General features: G+C 44.9%; 16 protein-coding genes and 4 tRNA genes. 5 read left to right on the top strand and 15 right to left on the bottom strand.

What is annotated here, in order from left to right:
* Positions 1 to 13: 13 nt before the first annotated feature.
* From rplJ to ACFFJH_RS09230, 11 genes are all read right to left on the bottom strand, one after another.
* On the bottom strand, positions 14 to 511 hold the full coding sequence (gene rplJ, locus ACFFJH_RS09280) for a 50S ribosomal protein L10 (RefSeq protein ID WP_189347197.1): 498 nt from the start codon (positions 509 to 511) through the stop codon (positions 14 to 16).
* Between the two features lie 309 nt (positions 512 to 820).
* The gene (rplA, locus tag ACFFJH_RS09275) at positions 821 to 1,516 is read right to left on the bottom strand and encodes a 50S ribosomal protein L1 (RefSeq protein ID WP_390211845.1); all 696 of its coding nucleotides are present in this window, start codon (positions 1,514 to 1,516) and stop codon (positions 821 to 823) included.
* Positions 1,516 to 1,947: a 50S ribosomal protein L11 gene (rplK, locus tag ACFFJH_RS09270; protein WP_186891709.1), complete on the bottom strand. Its 432-nt coding sequence runs from the start codon at positions 1,945 to 1,947 to the stop codon at positions 1,516 to 1,518. Before rplK ends, rplA begins: the two co-directional genes overlap by 1 nt.
* A 124-nt stretch (positions 1,948 to 2,071) precedes the next feature.
* Positions 2,072 to 2,677 carry a transcription termination/antitermination protein NusG gene (gene nusG / locus ACFFJH_RS09265; RefSeq protein ID WP_390211844.1) on the bottom strand — a complete coding sequence of 202 codons (606 nt, stop codon included), beginning with the start codon at positions 2,675 to 2,677 and terminating at the stop codon, positions 2,072 to 2,074.
* Positions 2,677 to 3,057, bottom strand: coding sequence for a preprotein translocase subunit SecE (gene secE / locus ACFFJH_RS09260; protein WP_390211843.1), 381 nt, complete (start codon positions 3,055 to 3,057; stop codon positions 2,677 to 2,679). The genes nusG and secE overlap by 1 nt, the downstream gene beginning before the upstream one ends.
* 37 nt (positions 3,058 to 3,094) lie before the next feature.
* Positions 3,095 to 3,170: transfer RNA gene (locus tag ACFFJH_RS09255), tRNA-Trp, on the bottom strand.
* A 71-nt stretch (positions 3,171 to 3,241) separates the two neighbouring features.
* Positions 3,242 to 4,432, bottom strand: a complete 1,191-nt coding sequence (gene tuf / locus ACFFJH_RS09250) for an elongation factor Tu (protein ID WP_390211842.1) — start codon at positions 4,430 to 4,432, stop codon at positions 3,242 to 3,244.
* Between the two features lie 91 nt (positions 4,433 to 4,523).
* Positions 4,524 to 4,598 (bottom strand) — tRNA-Thr (locus ACFFJH_RS09245).
* 41 nt (positions 4,599 to 4,639) lie between these two features.
* Positions 4,640 to 4,713 (bottom strand) — tRNA-Gly (locus ACFFJH_RS09240).
* A 42-nt stretch (positions 4,714 to 4,755) separates the two neighbouring features.
* Positions 4,756 to 4,840: transfer RNA gene (locus tag ACFFJH_RS09235), tRNA-Tyr, on the bottom strand.
* A gap of 121 nt (positions 4,841 to 4,961) precedes the next feature.
* Positions 4,962 to 5,708, bottom strand: a complete 747-nt coding sequence (locus ACFFJH_RS09230) for an MgtC/SapB family protein (RefSeq protein WP_390211841.1) — start codon at positions 5,706 to 5,708, stop codon at positions 4,962 to 4,964.
* A 340-nt stretch (positions 5,709 to 6,048) separates the two neighbouring features.
* Here ACFFJH_RS09230 and ACFFJH_RS09225 point away from each other — a divergent pair, with 340 nt between their 5' ends.
* A complete protein-coding gene (locus ACFFJH_RS09225; protein WP_390211840.1) occupies positions 6,049 to 7,962 on the top strand; it encodes a DUF885 domain-containing protein in 1,914 nt (637 codons plus the stop codon).
* Positions 7,963 to 8,083: 121 nt separating this feature from the next.
* Here ACFFJH_RS09225 and ACFFJH_RS09220 read toward each other — a convergent pair whose 3' ends face one another.
* Together ACFFJH_RS09220 and ACFFJH_RS09215 are read right to left on the bottom strand one after the other, a co-directional pair.
* On the bottom strand, positions 8,084 to 11,065 hold the full coding sequence (locus ACFFJH_RS09220) for a S9 family peptidase (protein WP_390211839.1): 2,982 nt from the start codon (positions 11,063 to 11,065) through the stop codon (positions 8,084 to 8,086).
* Between the two features lie 277 nt (positions 11,066 to 11,342).
* Positions 11,343 to 12,191 (bottom strand): type 2 periplasmic-binding domain-containing protein, encoded by an 849-nt coding sequence (locus tag ACFFJH_RS09215; protein ID WP_390211838.1) that lies wholly within the window; start codon positions 12,189 to 12,191, stop codon positions 11,343 to 11,345.
* Positions 12,192 to 12,629: 438 nt separating this feature from the next.
* Between ACFFJH_RS09215 and ACFFJH_RS09210 the strand changes: the two genes are divergently transcribed.
* Positions 12,630 to 13,154 (top strand): YciI family protein, encoded by a 525-nt coding sequence (locus tag ACFFJH_RS09210; protein ID WP_390211837.1) that lies wholly within the window; start codon positions 12,630 to 12,632, stop codon positions 13,152 to 13,154.
* 57 nt (positions 13,155 to 13,211) lie between these two features.
* Here the strand turns inward: ACFFJH_RS09210 and arsC are convergent, their stop codons facing one another.
* Positions 13,212 to 13,631 carry an arsenate reductase (glutaredoxin) gene (gene arsC, locus ACFFJH_RS09205; protein WP_390211836.1) on the bottom strand — a complete coding sequence of 140 codons (420 nt, stop codon included), beginning with the start codon at positions 13,629 to 13,631 and terminating at the stop codon, positions 13,212 to 13,214.
* A gap of 301 nt (positions 13,632 to 13,932) precedes the next feature.
* Between arsC and ACFFJH_RS09200 the strand changes: the two genes are divergently transcribed.
* Positions 13,933 to 15,249 (top strand): hypothetical protein, encoded by a 1,317-nt coding sequence (locus tag ACFFJH_RS09200; RefSeq protein ID WP_390211835.1) that lies wholly within the window; start codon positions 13,933 to 13,935, stop codon positions 15,247 to 15,249.
* A 156-nt stretch (positions 15,250 to 15,405) separates the two neighbouring features.
* On the opposite strand, the gene ACFFJH_RS09195 is transcribed toward ACFFJH_RS09200, so the two are convergent.
* A complete protein-coding gene (locus ACFFJH_RS09195) occupies positions 15,406 to 17,922 on the bottom strand; it encodes a TonB-dependent receptor plug domain-containing protein (RefSeq protein ID WP_390211834.1) in 2,517 nt (838 codons plus the stop codon).
* A gap of 354 nt (positions 17,923 to 18,276) precedes the next feature.
* Here ACFFJH_RS09195 and ACFFJH_RS09190 point away from each other — a divergent pair, with 354 nt between their 5' ends.
* Together ACFFJH_RS09190 and ACFFJH_RS09185 are read left to right on the top strand one after the other, a co-directional pair.
* On the top strand, positions 18,277 to 18,963 hold the full coding sequence (locus ACFFJH_RS09190) for a DUF938 domain-containing protein (protein WP_390211833.1): 687 nt from the start codon (positions 18,277 to 18,279) through the stop codon (positions 18,961 to 18,963).
* A 197-nt stretch (positions 18,964 to 19,160) separates the two neighbouring features.
* On the top strand, positions 19,161 to 19,940 hold the full coding sequence (locus ACFFJH_RS09185; protein ID WP_390211831.1) for a substrate-binding periplasmic protein: 780 nt from the start codon (positions 19,161 to 19,163) through the stop codon (positions 19,938 to 19,940).
* Positions 19,941 to 19,947 lie beyond the last annotated feature (7 nt).

The following is a 19,947-nucleotide window of genomic DNA, read 5'->3' as shown; positions in this document are numbered from 1 at the left end:
CGCTAATAAGCGATTAAGCAGCTTCTGCTTCTTTTTTCGCTGCCAAAGCTGCGAGGCCACGTGCGAAGCCGGATACAGGTGCCTGCATCATGCCTAACAATTGTGCCAACAGTACTTCGCGGCTTGGGATGCTTGCCAACGCAACAACACCAGCTTTGTCCAAAGACTTGCCAGCATAGTTACCAGCTTTAACGACTAACTTGTCATTGCCTTTTGCGAAGTCATTAACGACTTTAGCAGCAGCAACAGCATCATCCGAGATTGCATAGATCAACGGACCTGTCATTTCATTAGCTAGGCTTGCAAACGCAGTACCCTCTACAGCGCGACGTGCGAGTGTGTTTTTCAACACGCGCATATATACGCCTTGAGCACGTGCTTGTGCACGCAATTGCGTCAAATGACCGACCTGGATGCCACGGTATTCAGCTACGACGATAGTCTGCGCAGTTGCTACTTTTGCAGAGACTTCAGCGACGACAGCCTTTTTGTCATTCAGATTGAGACTCACGGTCAACCTCCATTAATGATATTCAGTCGATACACCACAATGATGCATTTCCCTCATATCGTTTCGAACACGGCGTCCGAAGTTAGGAGCTTCACTGGGTTAGCAGTGGTCACTACAAAACTTGCTCGGGTACACCATCTGCGTTGGGCATCGAGAATCACTTCTCAACAATTAACTTTTTAAACGGATTTAAAAAGCCCAACGGTCTTTGACACTCTGACTGCCTACAATATTGAAATCGAAAGCAATCAGCCCAAAGATACGCCACCCACTTTGCAGCAGATGGACTTAATTTTGAAATCTACTTAATTAAGCAGACAAGTTAGCGTGGTCTATGCGTACGCCTGCACCCATAGTGGATGAGATAGATACTTTACGCAGATAAACACCTTTACTTGTCGCTGGCTTAGCTTTATTCAAAGCGTCGATCAAAGCCAACAAGTTCGCTTTCAAATCGCCATCAGCGAAAGATTTACGACCAATTGTTGTATGGATAATACCTGCTTTGTCTGTACGGTATTGAACTTGACCAGCTTTAGCATTTTTAACCGCTGTAGCAACGTCAGGCGTTACTGTGCCAACTTTTGGATTCGGCATCAAACCGCGTGGCCCCAAAACTTGACCCAAAGTACCAACGATACGCATTGTGTCTGGAGAAGCAATCACAACGTCAAACGGCATATCGCCAGCTTTAACGCGCTCTGCCAAATCTTCCATACCAACGATATCTGCACCAGCTGCTTTCGCTTCTTCAGCTTTTGCGCCTTGTGCAAATACCGCTACGCGAACTGTTTTACCTGTACCAGCTGGCAATACAACCGCGCCACGAACAACTTGGTCAGATTTCTTAGGGTCAACACCGAGTTGAACAGAAACGTCGATAGATTCGTTGAATTTTGCAGTTGCGCATTCTTTGATCAACGCAATAGCGTTATCAAATGGATACACTTTCAAACGATCTACTTTTGTTTTCAGCAATTTTGCTTTTTTAGATAACTTAGCCATTACAGACCCTCCACCGTGATGCCCATGGAACGAGCGGAACCTGCGATTGTACGCACGGCTGCTTCCATATCAGCTGCAGTCAAATCTTTTTGCTTAACTGTTGCGATTTCTTCGGCTTGTGCACGAGTGATTTTGCCAACCTTGTCTGTATGTGGTTTAGCAGAACCTTTAGTAATACCAGCTGCTTTTTTGATCATGTATGTTGCTGGCGGCGTCTTCATCACGAATGTGAAAGACTTATCAGCAAATGCGGTGATCACAACTGGAATTGGCATACCTGGCTCCATACCTTGAGTCTGCGCGTTAAACGCTTTGCAGAATTCCATGATATTCAAACCACGTTGACCCAATGCTGGACCGATTGGTGGGGATGGATTTGCTTTACCAGCTGGCACTTGCAGCTTGATAAAACCAATAATTTTCTTTGCCATGATGGCTCCTTCTATGATTGAGTGGTAGCGCCTTTTGTTCAGATAACCAAGCAACAGGCTCCTCGCTTTTTCACTAGCTTTGTATTTCTACACGGTGCTAGCCCCGCCTACAGCATCAAACTACTTAAACTTTTTCAACTTGGGCAAATTCCAAATCAACTGGTGTTGCGCGACCAAAAATCGTTACATTAACGCGCACTTTCGATTTACCGTAATTGACTTCTTCAACATTGCCGTTGAAATCGGTGAATGGACCCTCTTTAATCCGAACAACTTCACCAACTTCATACAGCACTTTTGGTCTTGGCTTTTCAACACCATCTTGAACTTGCTGCAGAACCTTTTCGATTTCGTGACGTGGGATAGGCGCAGGCTTATTCGATTTGCCACCGATAAATCCAGTTACCTTGCTAGTATTCTTAACCAAGTGCCAGGTATCATCTGTCATTTCCATTTCTACAAACACGTAACTCGGAAACAAACGACGTTCAGTAACACTTTTCTTGCCATTTTTAACTTCAATTACTTCTTCGGTAGGCACTAGAATTTGTCCAAACATATCTTGCATTTCGGCGCGTTCAATACGCTCCACCAATGCACGCTGAACACTCTTTTCCATACCAGAATAGGCATGCACCGCATACCATTTTTTTGCACTCTTAGGGACAGAAACACCAGAGTCTTGCTCTGGCGCGTTATCCACATTATTTTCTGAGTTTTGTTCGCTCATTATTTAAGCCCAAGAATTACGTTCATAATCAAATATTCAAGAACTTTATCAGTAGTAAATAGGAAGATCGACATAATCAATACAAACCCAAATACGACTGCCGTCATTTGACCCGCCTCTTTACGCGTCGGCCAGACTACCTTCTTAGCTTCACGAATCGATTCTTTAGCAAATGACACCAACTCACGACCAGTCTCTGAAACAAAGATCAGCACGAGAGCCAGAGCCAAACCACCAAACAAAGCACCCAAACGAACATATTTCGCCTGACCAGCAAGAACATAAAACGCAACCACGCCAGCGACTGCCGCAAGTATGGCAAGAACTATCTTATATTTATCACTGGAAGTGCTAACGGTTTGAACTGTTTGGTTAGACATACTGACGTTTACTTTCGATGCCTTTTGGCCTTGATGGTGGCAGGGGCGGTAAGGATCGAACTTACGACCTTCGGTTTTGGAGACCGACGCTCTGCCAGTTGAGCTACACCCCTACAGCTTTGACAAATGAGGGGTAGCAACCTTTATAGTTACTACCGGACTCATCTTTACTACTTAAAACAAATTACTCGATGATTTTAGCAACAACACCAGCACCAACAGTACGACCACCTTCACGAATCGCGAAACGGAGACCTTCTTCCATCGCGATCGGGTTGATCAATTTAACCGTGATAGAAACGTTATCACCTGGCATAACCATCTCTTTGTCTTTCGGCAACTCGATCGAACCAGTTACGTCCGTTGTACGGAAGTAGAACTGTGGACGATAGTTGTTGAAGAATGGTGTGTGACGACCACCTTCATCTTTAGACAAAACGTAGATCTCGCCTGTGAAGTGACTATGTGGCTTGATTGAACCTGGTTTAGCCAAAACTTGACCACGTTGGATATCTTCACGTTTTGTACCGCGCAACAATACACCTACGTTATCACCTGCTTGACCTTGGTCGAGCAATTTACGGAACATTTCAACACCAGTACATGTTGTTTTTACTGTGTCTTTGATGCCAACGATTTCAATTTCTTCGCCGACTTTGATGATACCGCGCTCAACACGACCAGTAACAACTGTACCACGACCAGAAATAGAGAATACGTCTTCGACTGGCAACAAGAATGCGCCGTCAACAGCACGTTCTGGAGTTGGGATATAAGAATCCAACGCATCCGCCAATTTCATGATCGCTTCCTCACCCAATGAACCTTTGTCGCCTTCGAGCGCCAATTTTGCAGAACCTTGGATGATAGGCAAATCGTCGCCTGGGAATTCGTATTTAGACAATAATTCACGAACTTCCATTTCAACCAATTCCAACAACTCAGCGTCATCAACCATGTCGCATTTATTCAAGAATACGATGATGTATGGAACACCAACTTGGCGAGCCAACAAGATGTGCTCACGCGTTTGTGGCATTGGACCGTCTGCTGCGGAGCAAACTAAGATCGCGCCGTCCATCTGAGCAGCACCAGTAATCATGTTTTTAACATAATCAGCATGGCCTGGGCAGTCAACGTGCGCATAGTGACGCGCTGCTGTTTCGTATTCTACGTGCGCTGTATTAATAGTAATACCACGTGCTTTTTCTTCTGGAGCTGCATCGATTTCGTCGTATTTCTTTGCTTCGCCGCCGAATTTTGCTGACAATACTGTCGCAATCGCTGCTGTCAATGTCGTTTTACCGTGATCCACGTGACCAATTGTACCGACGTTTACGTGCGGCTTGGTGCGTTCAAACTTACCTTTTGCCATTTTAGACTCCTAACGATTGTGAGAGATCTTCTTAAGCTATCAGACACACGCCTGACAATAACAATGCGAAGACGATGATTTAAAACTACACTGGTGCCCTTGACGTGGATTGAACACGTGGCCTCTCCCTTACCAAGGGAGTGCTCTACCACTGAGCTACAAGGGCAGCTCTTTGCACAACACACATGCACAGACAAACTTTAAACTTGGAGCGGGTGAAGGGAATCGAACCCTCGTCTTAAGCTTGGAAGGCTTCGGCTCTACCATTGAGCTACACCCGCATACGAAACTGATTCGAAACAACTTCAGCCACAAATTCTGCCTGGTGGAGGGGGCTGGATTCGAACCAGCGTACTCAGAGAGAACAGATTTACAGTCTGTCGCCTTTAACCACTCGGCCACCCCTCCCAGGGAACCCCGAATTATGGAGATGTTTGTTTTAGCTGTCAATAGCTTTTTGAGATTACTCGCAATTTTTCTGTTTTAGGCGATTAATTAGAGATTTGCCTTGTAGGCACAAAACAAGAAACTAGTTGCGAGCATGTGCGAGCTGATAAGAAACTAAGCCTTCAAATTTACTCATTTCTTCAGAGAGTGCGCTGATAGGATTGGCCGACTTTCGATTTAAAGCGACCGCCACAAAGCGCCATTCGGTTCGCCCTTCTTTTAAGGAGATGGTAATGGTGCCACTAGCAACCTCATAACCGCGCTCAAGTGCCAGCTTACGAATCGCTGCTTCATTCGCAATAAACCCCTCTCTAAATTGCATAGCAATAGAGATTGCCTGCCGCGCAGGCAACCAGGCTTCCAGCTTGTACACCCAAATCATGCACGCAGCCGAAAGAAAAGCTAACAGGATTGCTGCGGCATAAAAACCAACACCAACCAGAATGCCAATCGCGGAAGAAGCCCATAAAGAGGCGGCAGTTGTTAAGCCGCTAATGCTAAATCCCTCTTTCATGATAACTCCAGCACCCAGAAAACCAATGCCAGTAACAATGCCCTGTATGGTGCGGGAAGGATCTAAGGCTACCGGCGCCAGCGAGCGAGCGCCAAACCAAAAATCGGGGTAACCCGCAATGACTACCAAAGCAGCCGAAGCCATACACACCAGTCCATAAGTTCGCATCCCAGCTGCCCGACCATGGTAGGAGCGCTCATATCCAACCAAAAAGCCTAGTAACATGGCTCCAGTCAAATTAAGAAAAATAATGGAATTGGCACCCAGTTCTGCACTGGACCAGAAATGAGCGGTGTATGAAGCTAAAGTTGTCATGCTAAGGACTCGTATTTGGTTTATATAATTTTCAGTTTGATTCAGTGTAACAAGGCGACAACAAGCTGTCTAAGAAATGTCACTTGTACACACTATCTTAAGCAATCCAACAACACTGATTTTTTGTACCTTGTACCACACAGCCTCAAAAATATTTAGGCCTATATTTAGTCCTATATTTAAACCTATACATGGACGGTAATGACAGTTCAAAATCAGATGAAGATGATCCCGCATCTCACTTGCCCCATCATAACTGACAAGATACAAAGCGACCACGACGTATATTTGTAGTATATTTATTTAGCACATTCATTTTCATGACCACTCGGAGACATGTATGCATTACACAAATAAAAAATCATTCCTGGCGCGCCACCAACAAGCCCCCAGCTTGCGCCCACTTACTCTTGCTTTGATCACCGCTATAAGTAGTTTTGCTATCACGACTGCGCACGCCACCAATAAGATCAATGAATCAAATGGGCAGCAAGCGCAACTTAGTAAAGACAAAGGGCAAAGTACCAGCACAACGACAGCCGACAAATCGAATGCAAAACAGCTCAAGGCGGAGCAAGCATTCAAATTGCTTTACCAAAAAGAAGCTGCCTATCGAAATAAGGAATTTCCCGGCCGTCGCCCCGTTGATGATGAAGATGAAATTACTATCGCAGACTACAGTGATGCGGCCGAACAAAGGCGTCTAAAAGTTTGGCGTGAGCTCGCCGAAGCAGCGCGTCATATTGAAGCAAGTGCGTTATCAAACGAATCAAAAATTAATTTAAAAATTTTTTCTGATCAGCTCACCAATCGTATTAATGCCATCAGCTTAAATGCGCATCTACTCACCTTCAATTCGGACAGCCAATTTTGGGCGGGGACCGCCGGTGCCGCAGAATCGACGCGTTGCGCAAATCTCAAAGCTTGCGAACAATATTTAAAACAACTCGCCAGCATTCCGCGCAACTTTAATCAAAAGATTGCCTTGATGAAGCTGGGCATAGAACGTGGGATGACGATGCCGCAAGTGGTGTTGACAGATCGTGATGCTAGCATCCAAAGACATGTGGTCAGCAATGTTGAGCAAAGTGTATTTTACAAAGCATTCACGCAATTACCTGCCAACATCACGCCAACGCAACAGCAGGAATTACAAAAGCGCGCAAAAAAATTAATCACTGAAAAAGTCATTCCCGCCTACCAAGATTTACTCAGCTTTATCCGCAATGAGTACATGCCTAAGGCACGCAAAACCATTGCCGCTTATGAGCTTCCAAACGGCAAGGCATTCTATCAAGCGCAAATTTTTGAATACACCACTTTAAACAACAGCCCAGAAGAAATCCATGCGATCGGCCTGTCAGAAGTCGCGCGAATTCGCAGTGAAATGGGCAACATTATTCATGACCTTAAGTTCAATGGCGACTTCAAAGCGTTCTTGCACTTTCTGCGTACCGATCCACAATTTTATGCAAAGACTGGTCACGAATTATTGGCAGAAGCATCCTATTGGGCAAAAAAATCGGATGGCCTATTAATCCGCTATTTTGGTCAATTGCCACGTAAACCGTATGGCATTCAAGCTGTACCGGAAGATATCGCGCCGACGTATACTGCTGGTCGCTATGCAGGTAGTGGTGATCCCAAGCGCCCATCAAATTATTGGGTCAACACCTCGTTGTTAGACCAACGTCCGATGTGGGCGCTACCGGCACTAACTTTGCATGAGGCCGTACCAGGTCATCATTTGCAAATTGCTTTGGCCGGCGAACAAGCAGAACAACCTGAGTTTCGGCGTAACGCTTACATTTCAGCCTTTGGCGAAGGTTGGGCCTTATATGCAGAACATCTGGGCGTAGAAATGGGATTTTATGAAACGCCCTACCACCACTTTGGTCGCTTGGTCTATGAAATGTGGCGCGCCTCACGTTTGGTCGTTGACACTGGCATGCACGCCAAAGCTTGGACGCGCGATCAAGCCTTAGCATTTATGCGCGACAACACCGCGTTATCAGAACATGAAATCACCACCGAAATTGATCGCTATATTTCTTGGCCAGGCCAGGCACTTGCTTACAAGCTAGGCGAATTAAAAATACGTGAAGTTCGTCAAAAAACGACAGAAATACTTGGCGAGCAATTTGACCTCAAAGCCTTTCACGACAAATTATTAAGTTTAGGATCGGTTCCATTATCTATCATGGAAAGTGAAATGCTAGATTGGGCCAAGCAAGTACCAAAAACTAAAAAATAGCAGCACTAATCGCACAAAGCCTCGAAACAAAAACCTCGAAAGTTGGCGTCCAACTTTCGAGGTTCTGTTGAGACTCTGTTCATCTCCGTGATATCGGCTTTTTGCTCAATGACAGAACAGCTTACTGCGCCTTAACCTCACCAGTTGCAGCTTTCGGTTCACCTACTTTTTTATCGTCCAGCTTAGCAGGTGTTTTTATCTCCGGCGGATTGACCAAACTAGCACGTTCTTTCAAATGTTCCTCCATCTTCAACCAAGCCACACCTTTAGTTAACCATTCTGGCGCTGCCTTATCTTTCAAATGGAAATCAAAAAATTCTTTCATACGCTGCATGTAATCTTTTTGATTTGATTTTTTCACCAAGCCATGATTCTCGCCTGGATATTCCAACATGATCACGTCTTTACCGGCGCGGCGTAAGGTATTGAAATACTCAACACCTTGGGTGTAATCCACCGCACCATCCACGTCGTTCTGTAGCATCAACAAAGGCGTTTTTACGTTCTTGGCAAAGAACACTGGACTATTGCGAACATAGGCTTCCCAATGATCGTTATACGCGCCTAAGAAGCGTCCTTGGCTGCTTTCAAATATCGCTTGATTGGTACTGCCAGAATTCTTATAAACCAAACTGTACATACTAATCATATTGGTCAAGGCAGCGCCTGCTGATGCTGCTTTGAAAACATCGGTTTGAGTCACTAAGAAAGCTGTTTGATAGCCACCCCAGCTATGTCCTTGCAAACCCACTCGCTTCGCATCAACCACACCGGTAGCAATAGCTGCTTGCAATGCCGGTAAAACACTCTCTTTAGCACTCACACCCGGATCATTTAAACGATAAGTGATATCAGGATTAAATACCGCATAACCGTGGCTAGTGTAATAGGCGCGATTGAAACCGCCACCACCAACCACAGGCTGCGTATAGCTATTCAAACCCTGACTTAACTTTTCATAGATATAGACTATGGTTGGATACGCTTTGCCGGCTTGATAATTGGTTGGCAAAAACAAAGCGCCCTGCAATTTTTTGCCGTCCGTGCCGACATAATTAACCAACATAGCACCACTCCCCATGGTGTAATTTTTCTCTTGGCTGACGAGATCAGTGAGCTTACGCGTATCACTTAATTGCTCGCCACTGACATACAGATCGGGGGGCGCAATGGCGGTTTCTTTAGACAGTAAATAGACATCCGCCTTTTCTGCTTTTAATAGGCGACGATAGGACACATCATCAAATGCTAAGCGCTTTACGTTTCCATTCGGCTCCAAACGCAAAAAGCCTGCCTTCTTAGTCCATTCACCATAAGCACTAAAATACTGCGGCTTACTCAGGTCAATTCCTTTTTCATCTTGATCTAGCACCATGCGACGTTGGTAACGCACTTGATCGCGCTGACCATCGCTGGTCAATTGCACTGCTTTGCCGCCATCCGCCGGCATTTTCCAAATATCCCAGCCATCACTCAACAATACATAACGACTATCTGAACTCCAACCAAACGGCTGCACCGGTGGTTTCACCAAATTGTGGTCATCTTCCAAGTTAATGAAACTTGCGTTCAAACCGGTCGTCAGATTATGGCGCTTACCGCTGGCCATTTCCACGCTAAAGAAATGACCATCCTCATAATGCAGGTAGTGACGTCCGTCATAAGCCAATCCAAAAGTCCAACTCGCCTGCTTAGTCAATAAACGGCGTTCGCCATTTTTCAAATTCACCGCATAGACATCACTAAAACGGCGACCATCCATACTAGCTTGGCGTTGATATTCACTATCATCTTGCGCTAAAGCCCAATCACCCGCCAAGGGCAAGGAAACACTAGTCAACTTCTCATCACCAATACGCACAAATTTGTCGTCCGCCACGCGATACAAAGCGGCAGCAGAACGTTTTTTATCCATATCTTGCTGTACTTTTTGCTGAGTCGGTAAACGTTTATCTTGGTGGTGCCAAAGCACCAGATTCACTTTTTCATCGACCTCTGGCTCTTTCTTTTCATCCTTTGGTTTTTTCTTGGCATCCTTAATACCAAAAGAAATCCACGCAAAATCCTTGCTCCATCGTGGCTGCGCGTCACCTGAAATCGTCATGTCAGCTGGAAAATCTTTTAACTTACTTGGATCAACCAGTGTTTTCACAAACCGATTATTCGCCTCTAAGCGAAAGCCCAAAGCATTCCACAATTTATCCAGATACGCTTTATCTTCAATGCCTTTTAAAACAGTAAAGCCAGTGCCCTTGTCATTCCATAACAATTTTTCATAAACCACTTCACCTTCATCCAGCACTTGGCTGGCACCGCTATCAAGCGTCTGGACTACCACCGCATTGCCAGCTTTATCTGTCGCATCAACGATATAGGCTAAGTAACGCCCCTGATGGTCGAATTCAAATTCAGATACGTTACCCAAATTAAGTGACACACCTGTTTTTAAATTCTTCAACAGTAAATCAGAGCCTTTGGGCTTGGCCACTGCGGCAGGGGCACCGGGTGCTGCTGGTGCTGGCGCTGCCGGCGCGGCACCATCCGCCATCACTTTATGCATCGCTATCCAACCACCACGTTGATTGGCAAAAGCAAACTTACGTACTTTATCCACCGTGGTGGCTTTGCCTGTTTTTAAGTCAACCAAAGTAACTTTAGTTTGTACTGGCTTCTTCGCTTTTTTTGCAGCATCTTGCTCTTTTTTGCTCATATGAGCTGTGAATGCGAACCACGCGCCATCATCAGAAAATTCTAAAGAACCAGCGCCTTGCCCCGCTGGAAAACTATATTCTTCTTTACCGTTAAGTGATTTCACAACGACATTCGCATCACCTTCCGCTTCACTGATACGCCAAGCTGCCCACAAACCATTGGCGGAAATTGCAGCAGAACTTATTCCCTTCCAAGCTGCCATGTCGGCAATTTCAACCGCACGCGGTGCGCTGGGCTGCGCTTTGGCTTCGGGCGTCTTTTCGCTAACACCTACAATAGCACCTGCGATAGGCGCGTCTTTATTGACACTAGCTGGAGTGCTGGTTTGTGCCAACAATTCAGCGCTTGCTAACAGAAAGCTCAAACTGACTAAGGGAAAAGCAGGACGCATAAGTCGCTCCAGAAAAATGAGGGAAAATAAAAAGAGAAAAACAATACCAGATTCTATTGACCGCCATATCACAACTTAGTTCAGATTGAACAAAATACGACGTAAGCGACCAATAATAGCCTTGTCTATTTTCTGCTGTGCCGATAGCGACTTAAATCAAAAAACGAGTTGACTTAATAAGTTGAACATAAGTTGAACTAGTAAATAAACGATGTATGAGGAAGTGAAGTAAAAAGGAAGACGATGTTGAATCGCACAACATCACACCAGAACGGAGCTAGTGCCCAGTATCGCGCGGGCGTATGCCCATTTTAATAACCTCAGGTGGATAGTAATTCAGATAGGCTTTCCAAATGCTATCGGTATTGGCATATTTTTCAAATTGCGCTTTGAGATAAATTTGATCACTAGGGCTTAACGATACCTTAGAAATATATACACCACTGTCGGTCCATTGCAGCTCATCCAATTTATCAAAACGAATCTTGCCATTAAGACTTTCAAGTACCGGTTCGGATTGTACGATGCCAGAAAAAATGGTCGGCGCCATGATAGTAATGTACTTAGGATTAGCTCGAATCAGCTTAGCGACAGAAATCGGATCGGGCTCGACCACAACGCGTCCCAACTTACTCATGTCGTCCACGATCGCCTGATAAGCAGGACCATAATCATAGGCGCGCACGATAACTAATTTGATCTCGCTACGAGCAATAATATCCTTAGCATTATGCAACGGAGGAAGCTGCCCTTCCAAAGAAATTGCTACGGCGCGCAATTGTACGAAGGGAAAAAAAACACCAAAGCTGTCACGTCTTGCAGTTTTTACGGCATTGACCAGCAAATCCGATTTTCCCTTCTCGAACAAAATTTCCTGACGATTTTTCGGCACCAGTGTATAGGAAAATCGACAGCGACTCTTCGCTTCCAGCCCACTAAGCACATCCGGCAAAATACCAGAAAATTGATTCTCCTTTACGATCACGGTATAGCTATAGGCGGCCAGAGGCACTTGTATCAAACGTGAGCAACGCGCATGCACGGAATCGATGCCTAAGCAGCATATCAATAGCAAGATGGGTGCTGTACTAAAGAGGCACAACAAATTTCGCTTAGGCGATTGCATGCTTTGGCACATAAGAGTTTATTAGATGAGAAAATTAACTTAAACCGACATTCGTTTTTCACTTACTTAAACGCACATCCCCAGCTATTTTTATAGCGTAACTGAATGGAAAAACGGCATTTACGATAGGGTCATTTTGCGCCTAAATCTGCACTATATCTATGTCTCACAATCGAAATGACCAAAATATAAAACGACTTCAATCTAGCTGTCGGCGATATACGACACATTTCATAACTGCTTAAATAAATAGCATATTCAATCCGCAAGCTATTCTCTACACGCGACTTTTACAGTACTTAGTTTGACATAGGTTTACCGATCATATTCACCTATACTAGGATACTACTCCAGCTTCATTTCACACCACTTTGTACAGTGCGCTCAGCCAATTTTATTGCCGCCAATTACCCAGCACTCATAGACAAGGAAGTCATCATGTATCAATCCATCCCAATCACACCTAGCGACCTATTGACGTACAAGGTATCTCGCTTTTTTTCAATTCTATTATTTTCGGCGACATTTTTTATCGCGACTGATTGCATAGCGCAAGCTAACTCAACACCGACCAATCCAAAGTACGACGCCGACGCCGCAAAACGTCTGGGTGCTGATCAACGAGGTATGCGTAATTATGTACTAGTCGTGTTAAAAACGGGGCCAAACAAGATCCCCGCAGGGAAAGAAAGAGATGAGATGTTTGCCGGTCATTTTGCCAATATGAAACGACTGGCTGCGGATGGAAAACTCGCCTTAGCTGGCCCATTCGATGGAACCGAAGGATGGCGCGGTTTGTTTATTTTTGCGGTTAAAGATATAGAAGAAGCGAAGCAATTGACTGCCACCGATCCGGTCATCATCAAAGGTGAAATGATTGCGGAGTACCACAAATGGTATGGAACTGCGGCAGTCATGGAAGTGGGCAAAATACACGAAAGCTTAAGTGAAAAAAATCCATAATTGCCGCATAGTGGAGCGCAACGACAATTGAACTACAAGCTAATACTATTAGCTTGATTAAACTCGCTTACCAGCAGCATCAATCACCGCTTCCCCATCTTCTTTATTAAATGCAGCGCATTGCGGTTTACTCAAAATATCTAGGACTAATTCAGAAGGTCGACATAGGCGTACACCGATTTCACTGACCACGATAGGTCGATTAATCAAGATAGGATGTTGCAGCATAAAATCGATCAATTCATCGTCACTCCACTTTGCATCAGCCAACTGCAATTCCGCGTAAATTGTTTCTTTCTGGCGCATTACTTCACGTACAGGCACGCCCATTGCGCTTATCAATTCCTGCAGACGTAGTTTGCTTGGCACCTGAGTCAAGTACTCAATAATTTCTGGTTCTTCACCAGTATTGCGAATCAAGGCCAAAGTATTACGCGAAGTGCCGCATTTTGGATTGTGATAAATCGTAATTGTCATAACTTCCCTAAAAATTTTATTATTAAGTTTGCTGCCTAGCTTTGAGATTGAGTTTACTCGCTGAGATTGCACACTAAATTTTTCACTTAGTTTGAATACTAAAAGGCGTATATCTCATTTCTTGACCTGCATCAAAACCTGCCATGATTCTTTCTTCAAACTTACTTCAAACTCATTTGAAATTTACTTCAAAACTAGCTTAAGCTCAGGGCAGCTTTTTCCCGAATTCAACTCAAATCTAATACGGCGCAAGCGTAATTTTATGGTAAAAAGTCAATCAAAGGTTTTTCAAGGACAAAAAATGACGACTCAAGCACCTAATGATCTGCCGAATAATCCAGCTACTTGCGACCGCTACTCAACTAGTACTGGCGCTTTAAACGCACATTGTTATTGCATTAGTCTTGACCAAGCCGCCTTAGCTCAAGCATTTCGTGACGAAGTGGGTGATGATGCAGTATATGATCTAGTACAAGAACATTGTCCTCATTTATTTTCTGCTCATCCGGTTTTTATCGACAAACAACGGATCGAAGATATTCAACAACTACTACTGGGGATTGAACACATCGTTGCCTTACCAAGCTATCAGGCGCATGTGTTGAAAAACGCACCGGCAATTGCCAGACATCATACTCGCCATGTGCGCGGTGTTTTTTTTGCCTACGATTTCCACATCAATCAAGAAGAGCTAGGGCTCATAGAAATCAATACCAATGCCGGAGGTGCCATGCTCAACGCTATGCTGGCACGCGCACAATATGCATGTTGCGAAGCCGTACAAAAAGAGCTTATGTCCGCGCCGTCCGGCGCCGATTTTGAAACCGAAATTATCGCCATGTTCCAACAAGAATGGACACTCAGTGGACAAACGACTCCCTTAAAAAGCATCGCGATTGTGGATGAAAATGTGGGTACGCAATACCTATATCCAGAGTTTTTACTTTTTCAAAATCTTTTTCAAAAACACGGAATCAACGCCGTCGTGTGTAGTCCAGATCAATTACGATTTGAAGATGGATCGGTTCGTTATCAGGAACAGACCATAGACTTAATTTATAATCGTCTAACTGATTTCTACTTAGAGCAATCAGAACACCAACATCTGCATCAGGCGTATTTAAGTGATGCCATCGTCCTGACTCCACATCCACAAGCTCATGCTTTATATGCGGACAAAAGAAATCTTGCAGTATTTAGCAGTCATCAAGCCTTGGAAGCTCTAGGTGTTTCCTCCGCAATTCAACACCTGCTACTAAAATATGTACCACATACCGAATTAGTTCATCCCGACAAAGCAGATTTTTTGTGGAAAAATCGTCGTCAGTTTTTCTTTAAACCTTGCACCGGCTTCGGTAGTCGTGCTGCCTATCGCGGGGATAAATTGACGACCAAAGTGTGGCAAGAAATTCTAGCTGGCGATTATGTAGCGCAGACCTTGATTATTCCTGGTGAACGCTGCTTATCGAATACCAATAGCGATGGAAGAATGAAGTTTGATTTGCGCGCCTATACTTACACAGGAAAATTGCAATGGCTAGCCGCTCGCCTGTATCAAGGTCAAACTACAAATTTCCGTACCAAGGGTGGGGGATTTGCGCCCGTCTATGCGGTATAAAACGATTCCCCCTAACCCGATATAAATGTAGTGGGATCAAATTATGTGAAAACTAGACCTAAATTTGATCTCCCCCTAAATTGCCAGCAGGCATCAATAGAACTAAATCATCATTTGCAACGTACAATTCACAAAGCTGAATTCACAAAGCCGAATTTACAACGCATAACTCATGCGTAAATAAACAAAACGTCCAGAGCGACCAAATGGCGAGTAATTAGAAAATGAAGTTGCCCCGGTTGTATTCAAAAGAGGCGCTCTTGCGTCAGCATAGACGTCAAACACATTGTCAGCACCAATCGCTAGTTTTAGTTTTTTACTGAGCTGGTAACGGAACTCTATATCCACCAAGGTTTTCGGTGACAGAATTTGATCTAATGCGACTGTCGTTCCAGGATCTAAGACTTCACCATAGCGTGTAGCGCGCAGCGTAGCTCCGAAATCTGAAAGTTTCCAATCAACACTGGCATTAATTTTACTGCGCGGCTGTCCACGCTCTAAAGATAAGACATTAATCCTATCAAACAATACGGGCGCAGGTGTCAACGCTGCCAACTGCGCGGTTTGAGGTACTTTTGTCACCTGGGTTTTAGTGAAATTCCCGGCTAAGGTAAAATCAAACCGCCCAGCTGACTCAGTTAACATCAGCCAATTTGAAACGATATCAATTCCCTTCGTAGTGGTATCTACACCATTAATGAAGAAACGCCCACCGCCGATACCGATAAAGCCCTGTGCTGTTAAGTAGTTACGCACGTTGGTTGCAGTCAGATTCTCAGATAAAACAATGCGATTGCTCAACTGAATACGATAGGCATCGACCGTAATACCTAATTTGCCCAAACTAAATACTGCACCTAAAGATTGATTAAAGGACTTTTCGGCATCTAAAGGTTTAGCACCCAAGGCCACGGCTGCAGGATCGGTCGGCTTGAAAGTAGTGATTTCAAACGGTACGCCATTAATAAAATTGGTAGCGGTAGAAGTGAAATATTGCTGCTGTGGCGATGGCGCTCTGAAGCCATTTTGCAATGAACCGCGCAAACCAAATTCAGAACTAAAATCGTAACGCGTCGCAATTTTGCCCGTTACATTGCTGCCGAAGTCAGAATAATGCTCAGCGCGTAAAGCAGCAGACGCTTGCCATGCTTTGGTCAAATTAGTTTCAAGATCAAGAAAAGCGCCGATCGCGCTTCGATGATTCGTCGAAGCGTTTGCTGGAGTGAAACCTGGAAAGACCTGTGCACCCGGCGCGGTTGGTGTACCATTACTTAGTTTCTCACCACCAAAACGATAAGAATCTGGCTCACCAGAAAATAAGTTATAACCCTCACGACGTGCCTCAAAACCCGTCGCAAAACTAAGGGGGGCAGCTAAATCAGGTAGTGAGAAATTGCGCACAGCAGACAAATTAAACACCAACTGATCGTAAGAAAATCCACCCGCGTCAAATTGTTTTTTACTGCTAGGTCCAATAGAACGATTAATCGTGTCTTTGATCGTAAACTGCATCTTATTTTTGCCGTAACCCAAAGAAGCATCCAAGTCCCACAAGCCAGTCGACCAACTCACCCCAGCTGTAGCGCTGTAGTCATCAACTTTAGGAGCAATCTTGGGTAAAAAACCGTCAGGATAAACGCTCAGGATATTTTGGTCTTGCAAGGGTCGACGAAAAAAACCAGCCGATATCGCATCGCGTCTTTGATAGCTCGACCAAGCATACAATTTCACGCCATCGCCGACTGTCTCACCCGCATTAACAAACACGGTGGATTGATTCAAGTCAGGCTCACCATACCAAGCGTTAAAGCGATTTGCTGTTTTCTCTTTTGGGTCAAAAGCGCCGTTAATCAAAGGATATTGCTGACGAAAATCCCAACCAGCACGCTCAGTATTTTTTTGATCTTTAAACTCTGCTGCGACGGTGACAAAACCCGTGTCACCAAACGATAAGCCCTTCCACAGGCTAACGGTCGCGGTATTACCATCATGTCGACTACGTGAGGTGCCAGGTGCTGTCCACGTCGCGCCTGTTGGTGTGGTACCCGGAATGTAATCATACTCAGTAATCCGTTCACCATAACTCGCGGTCACTTCACCACCATCACGATCTTGGCGCAAGCGTAAATTGATCACTCCAGATAAAGCGTCAGAACCATATTGCGCGGATGCACCGTCGCGCAGCACTTCGATATTCTTCACGATGGCGGTAGGTATGGTATTCAAATCGACGGCTGCTGCGCCGCGCCCTACCGTACCATTCACATTCACCAGTGCAGACGAATGACGTCGCTTAGAATTTACCAGCACCAAGGTCTGATCAGGACCGAGTCCGCGCAAGGTGGCCGGGCGTATCGTATCCGTACCATCAGTCAAACCGGGACGTGGAAAATTCAGTGATGGGAGCGCCACCGACAAAGCTTGATTGATCTCGCTGACACCCATATTTTTTAATGATTCGCCGGAAATCACATCGATAGGTGAAGAGGTATTCGTCGCAGATCGATTCGACATACGGGTACCGGTTACGATGACCGCAACAGGTTTTTCATCTGTCTGCGCCTGATTGGTACTGGTCTGTGCCGAGCTACTTTGTGCCAACACGAAAGGGGCTGTAAACAAGGATGTCACAGTGATGGAAAGAACGGTCTTTTTAAAGCGGAAGTGCTGCATGAGAAACCTCCAAGCAAAAAAAATCACAAAGAGAAAAAAACAGAATTGGGGGAGCGCGAACCAGCTGAAACATGAAATAAGCACGAAATCATCATGACATTAAGAAAAATTGAAGTCAATTAAGGCCACTCGAATACAACAACAATTTGCAGGATAAGGCCAACAATATGAAATACGCACAATAATGGCGCACCAAATAAATTAGTATTTTTATTTTTGTCTATTCGCGTTATCAATCACTAAGATAATGCTTGTGGAAATAGCTGAGAAAATAGCTAGGAAAATAGTTAGGAGGACTCAACTCAGGAGCTGCAATGTCAACTTCATTTTCTTGATCCAGAGTAGACTTATGCTGTGAATTTTCGAACCGTCTTACACCAAACAGCGACCATCATGAATCAAGCTTACGACCACCCAGACCAACAATTTTCTCCTGCCTGCGAACGCAATAAGATACCGATCTTGGAACAACTCATGTTACGTCTTGCGGCAGCACACAGCGTGTTAGAAATTGGAAGTGGAACCGGACAGCACGCGGCTTATTTTAGCCATCATCTACCTCAACTCCGTTGGCAAACCAGCGACCGCATTGAAAACCATGCCAGCATCAGAGCATGGATAGAACAGAGCGGATGCAGTAATGCCTTAATGCCAGTCGATCTGGATGTCGCTCAATCTAACTGGCCAGCTGAACAGTTTGATGCGGCATTCACCGCCAACACCTGCCACATTATGGCGTGGCCAGAAGTAGAAAAAATGTTTCAAGGCGTATCGCAAGTATTAAATGATCACGGGCATTTCTTCGTGTATGGTCCATTTAATTATGCAGGTCAATTTACTAGTCACAGCAATCAGCTATTTGACGCTTCTCTCAAATCACAAGCGGCACATCGCGGTATTCGTGACTTACAAGAGATCCTACCATTAGCACAGAAAAATCAGCTGCTATTGAGCGATGACATAGATATGCCTGCCAACAACCGTCTCTTAATATTTACCAAAAAGATTAACGAAAATTTCACTGAGCAAAATTCATCGTAGTCGGGATCACGATGTGCGAAGATGTATTGTGGCATTCAAGCTTTCTGCATTCATGATGTGCTTGAAGTTAACTGGCGCTGAATAGGTTCAACATAATAAGTTCAACGTAGTAAGCTCAGTCTAGTACGCTCGACTACACAACATCACCTCAGCATAAATATAAGCAGATTTTTTTCAAAAAGGGAGCTAGCAAAACAATGAAAATTGTCTCGTTCTTTTTGATTTCTAGCGCGCTGATTTTTGCTAACAATGTCGCTCAAGCTGGCGCTATAAGTCCGCTGAAATTCTGTTTCGAGGATACGCCGCAAGCACCGTGGACGCTGCCCGATGGCAGTGGTTTAAATCTCGAACTACTCAAACGGGTAGAACAACGTTTAGGTGAAAAATTTGAAATCGTCGCCAAGCCTTGGAAGCGCTGCCTAGAAGAGGTTCGTACCGGTGTACAAGACGGACTGATTGGTTCAGCATTGGCGCCAGAACGTCAAAAATTTAGTGTTTTCCCTAGCCGAGCCGATGGCTCTATAGACCCCAACGCAGCCTTAAATGACGATCAGGCAATGGTCTATATTCGTACTGGCAGTAACGCGAACTGGAATGGAAAAGAACTCTACAACGTGCGACAAGCAATCATCGTACAGCGGGCCTATCTGGTCGGCAAACTCTTGCAGGATCTGGGATTTCAAATCAAAGAAATTCGCTCTATCCATGAGGCCTTAGATGCATTAATCAAAGGAGGTGCGGAGCTAGCCATCTTGCAGGGAGCTGAGGCTGCCAGTCTGGTTCGGTATGACTCTAATATCAAAGACAAAGTGATAATCGCCAGTACACCTTTTATCTCTCTCCCTATGTATCTCCCCATCAATCATAAAACCTATGCCAAAGAGCCGCATCGGATACAGGCGATTTGGAACGCCATTCGTGAGATCCGTGCGTCGCCTGACTATCGCAAATTAGTCGACGCCGCGCGCCTACCGTGAGCATATC

It is taken from the genome of Affinundibacterium danionis, from assembly GCF_042432465.1.
Lineage (GTDB): Bacteria > Pseudomonadota > Gammaproteobacteria > Burkholderiales > Burkholderiaceae_D > Undibacterium > Undibacterium danionis.
This window is presented reverse-complemented; position numbering and strand designations above follow the sequence as displayed.

What these genes read in the sequence shown, in the direction of transcription:
- rplA (WP_390211845.1), bottom strand. Translation starts at nt 1,516, where the DNA reads ATGGCTAAGTTATCTAAAAAAGCAAAATTGCTGAAAACAAAAGTAGAT.
- rplK (WP_186891709.1), bottom strand. Translation starts at nt 1,947, where the DNA reads ATGGCAAAGAAAATTATTGGTTTTATCAAGCTGCAAGTGCCAGCTGGT.
- nusG (WP_390211844.1), bottom strand. Translation starts at nt 2,677, where the DNA reads ATGAGCGAACAAAACTCAGAAAATAATGTGGATAACGCGCCAGAGCAA.
- secE (WP_390211843.1), bottom strand. Translation starts at nt 3,057, where the DNA reads ATGTCTAACCAAACAGTTCAAACCGTTAGCACTTCCAGTGATAAATAT.
- tuf (WP_390211842.1), bottom strand. Translation starts at nt 4,432, where the DNA reads ATGGCAAAAGGTAAGTTTGAACGCACCAAGCCGCACGTAAACGTCGGT.
- ACFFJH_RS09230 (WP_390211841.1), bottom strand. Translation starts at nt 5,708, where the DNA reads ATGACAACTTTAGCTTCATACACCGCTCATTTCTGGTCCAGTGCAGAA.
- ACFFJH_RS09225 (WP_390211840.1), top strand. Translation starts at nt 6,049, where the DNA reads ATGCATTACACAAATAAAAAATCATTCCTGGCGCGCCACCAACAAGCC.
- ACFFJH_RS09220 (WP_390211839.1), bottom strand. Translation starts at nt 11,065, where the DNA reads ATGCGTCCTGCTTTTCCCTTAGTCAGTTTGAGCTTTCTGTTAGCAAGC.
- ACFFJH_RS09215 (WP_390211838.1), bottom strand. Translation starts at nt 12,191, where the DNA reads ATGCAATCGCCTAAGCGAAATTTGTTGTGCCTCTTTAGTACAGCACCC.
- ACFFJH_RS09210 (WP_390211837.1), top strand. Translation starts at nt 12,630, where the DNA reads ATGTATCAATCCATCCCAATCACACCTAGCGACCTATTGACGTACAAG.
- arsC (WP_390211836.1), bottom strand. Translation starts at nt 13,631, where the DNA reads ATGACAATTACGATTTATCACAATCCAAAATGCGGCACTTCGCGTAAT.
- ACFFJH_RS09200 (WP_390211835.1), top strand. Translation starts at nt 13,933, where the DNA reads ATGACGACTCAAGCACCTAATGATCTGCCGAATAATCCAGCTACTTGC.
- ACFFJH_RS09195 (WP_390211834.1), bottom strand. Translation starts at nt 17,922, where the DNA reads ATGCAGCACTTCCGCTTTAAAAAGACCGTTCTTTCCATCACTGTGACA.
- ACFFJH_RS09185 (WP_390211831.1), top strand. Translation starts at nt 19,161, where the DNA reads ATGAAAATTGTCTCGTTCTTTTTGATTTCTAGCGCGCTGATTTTTGCT.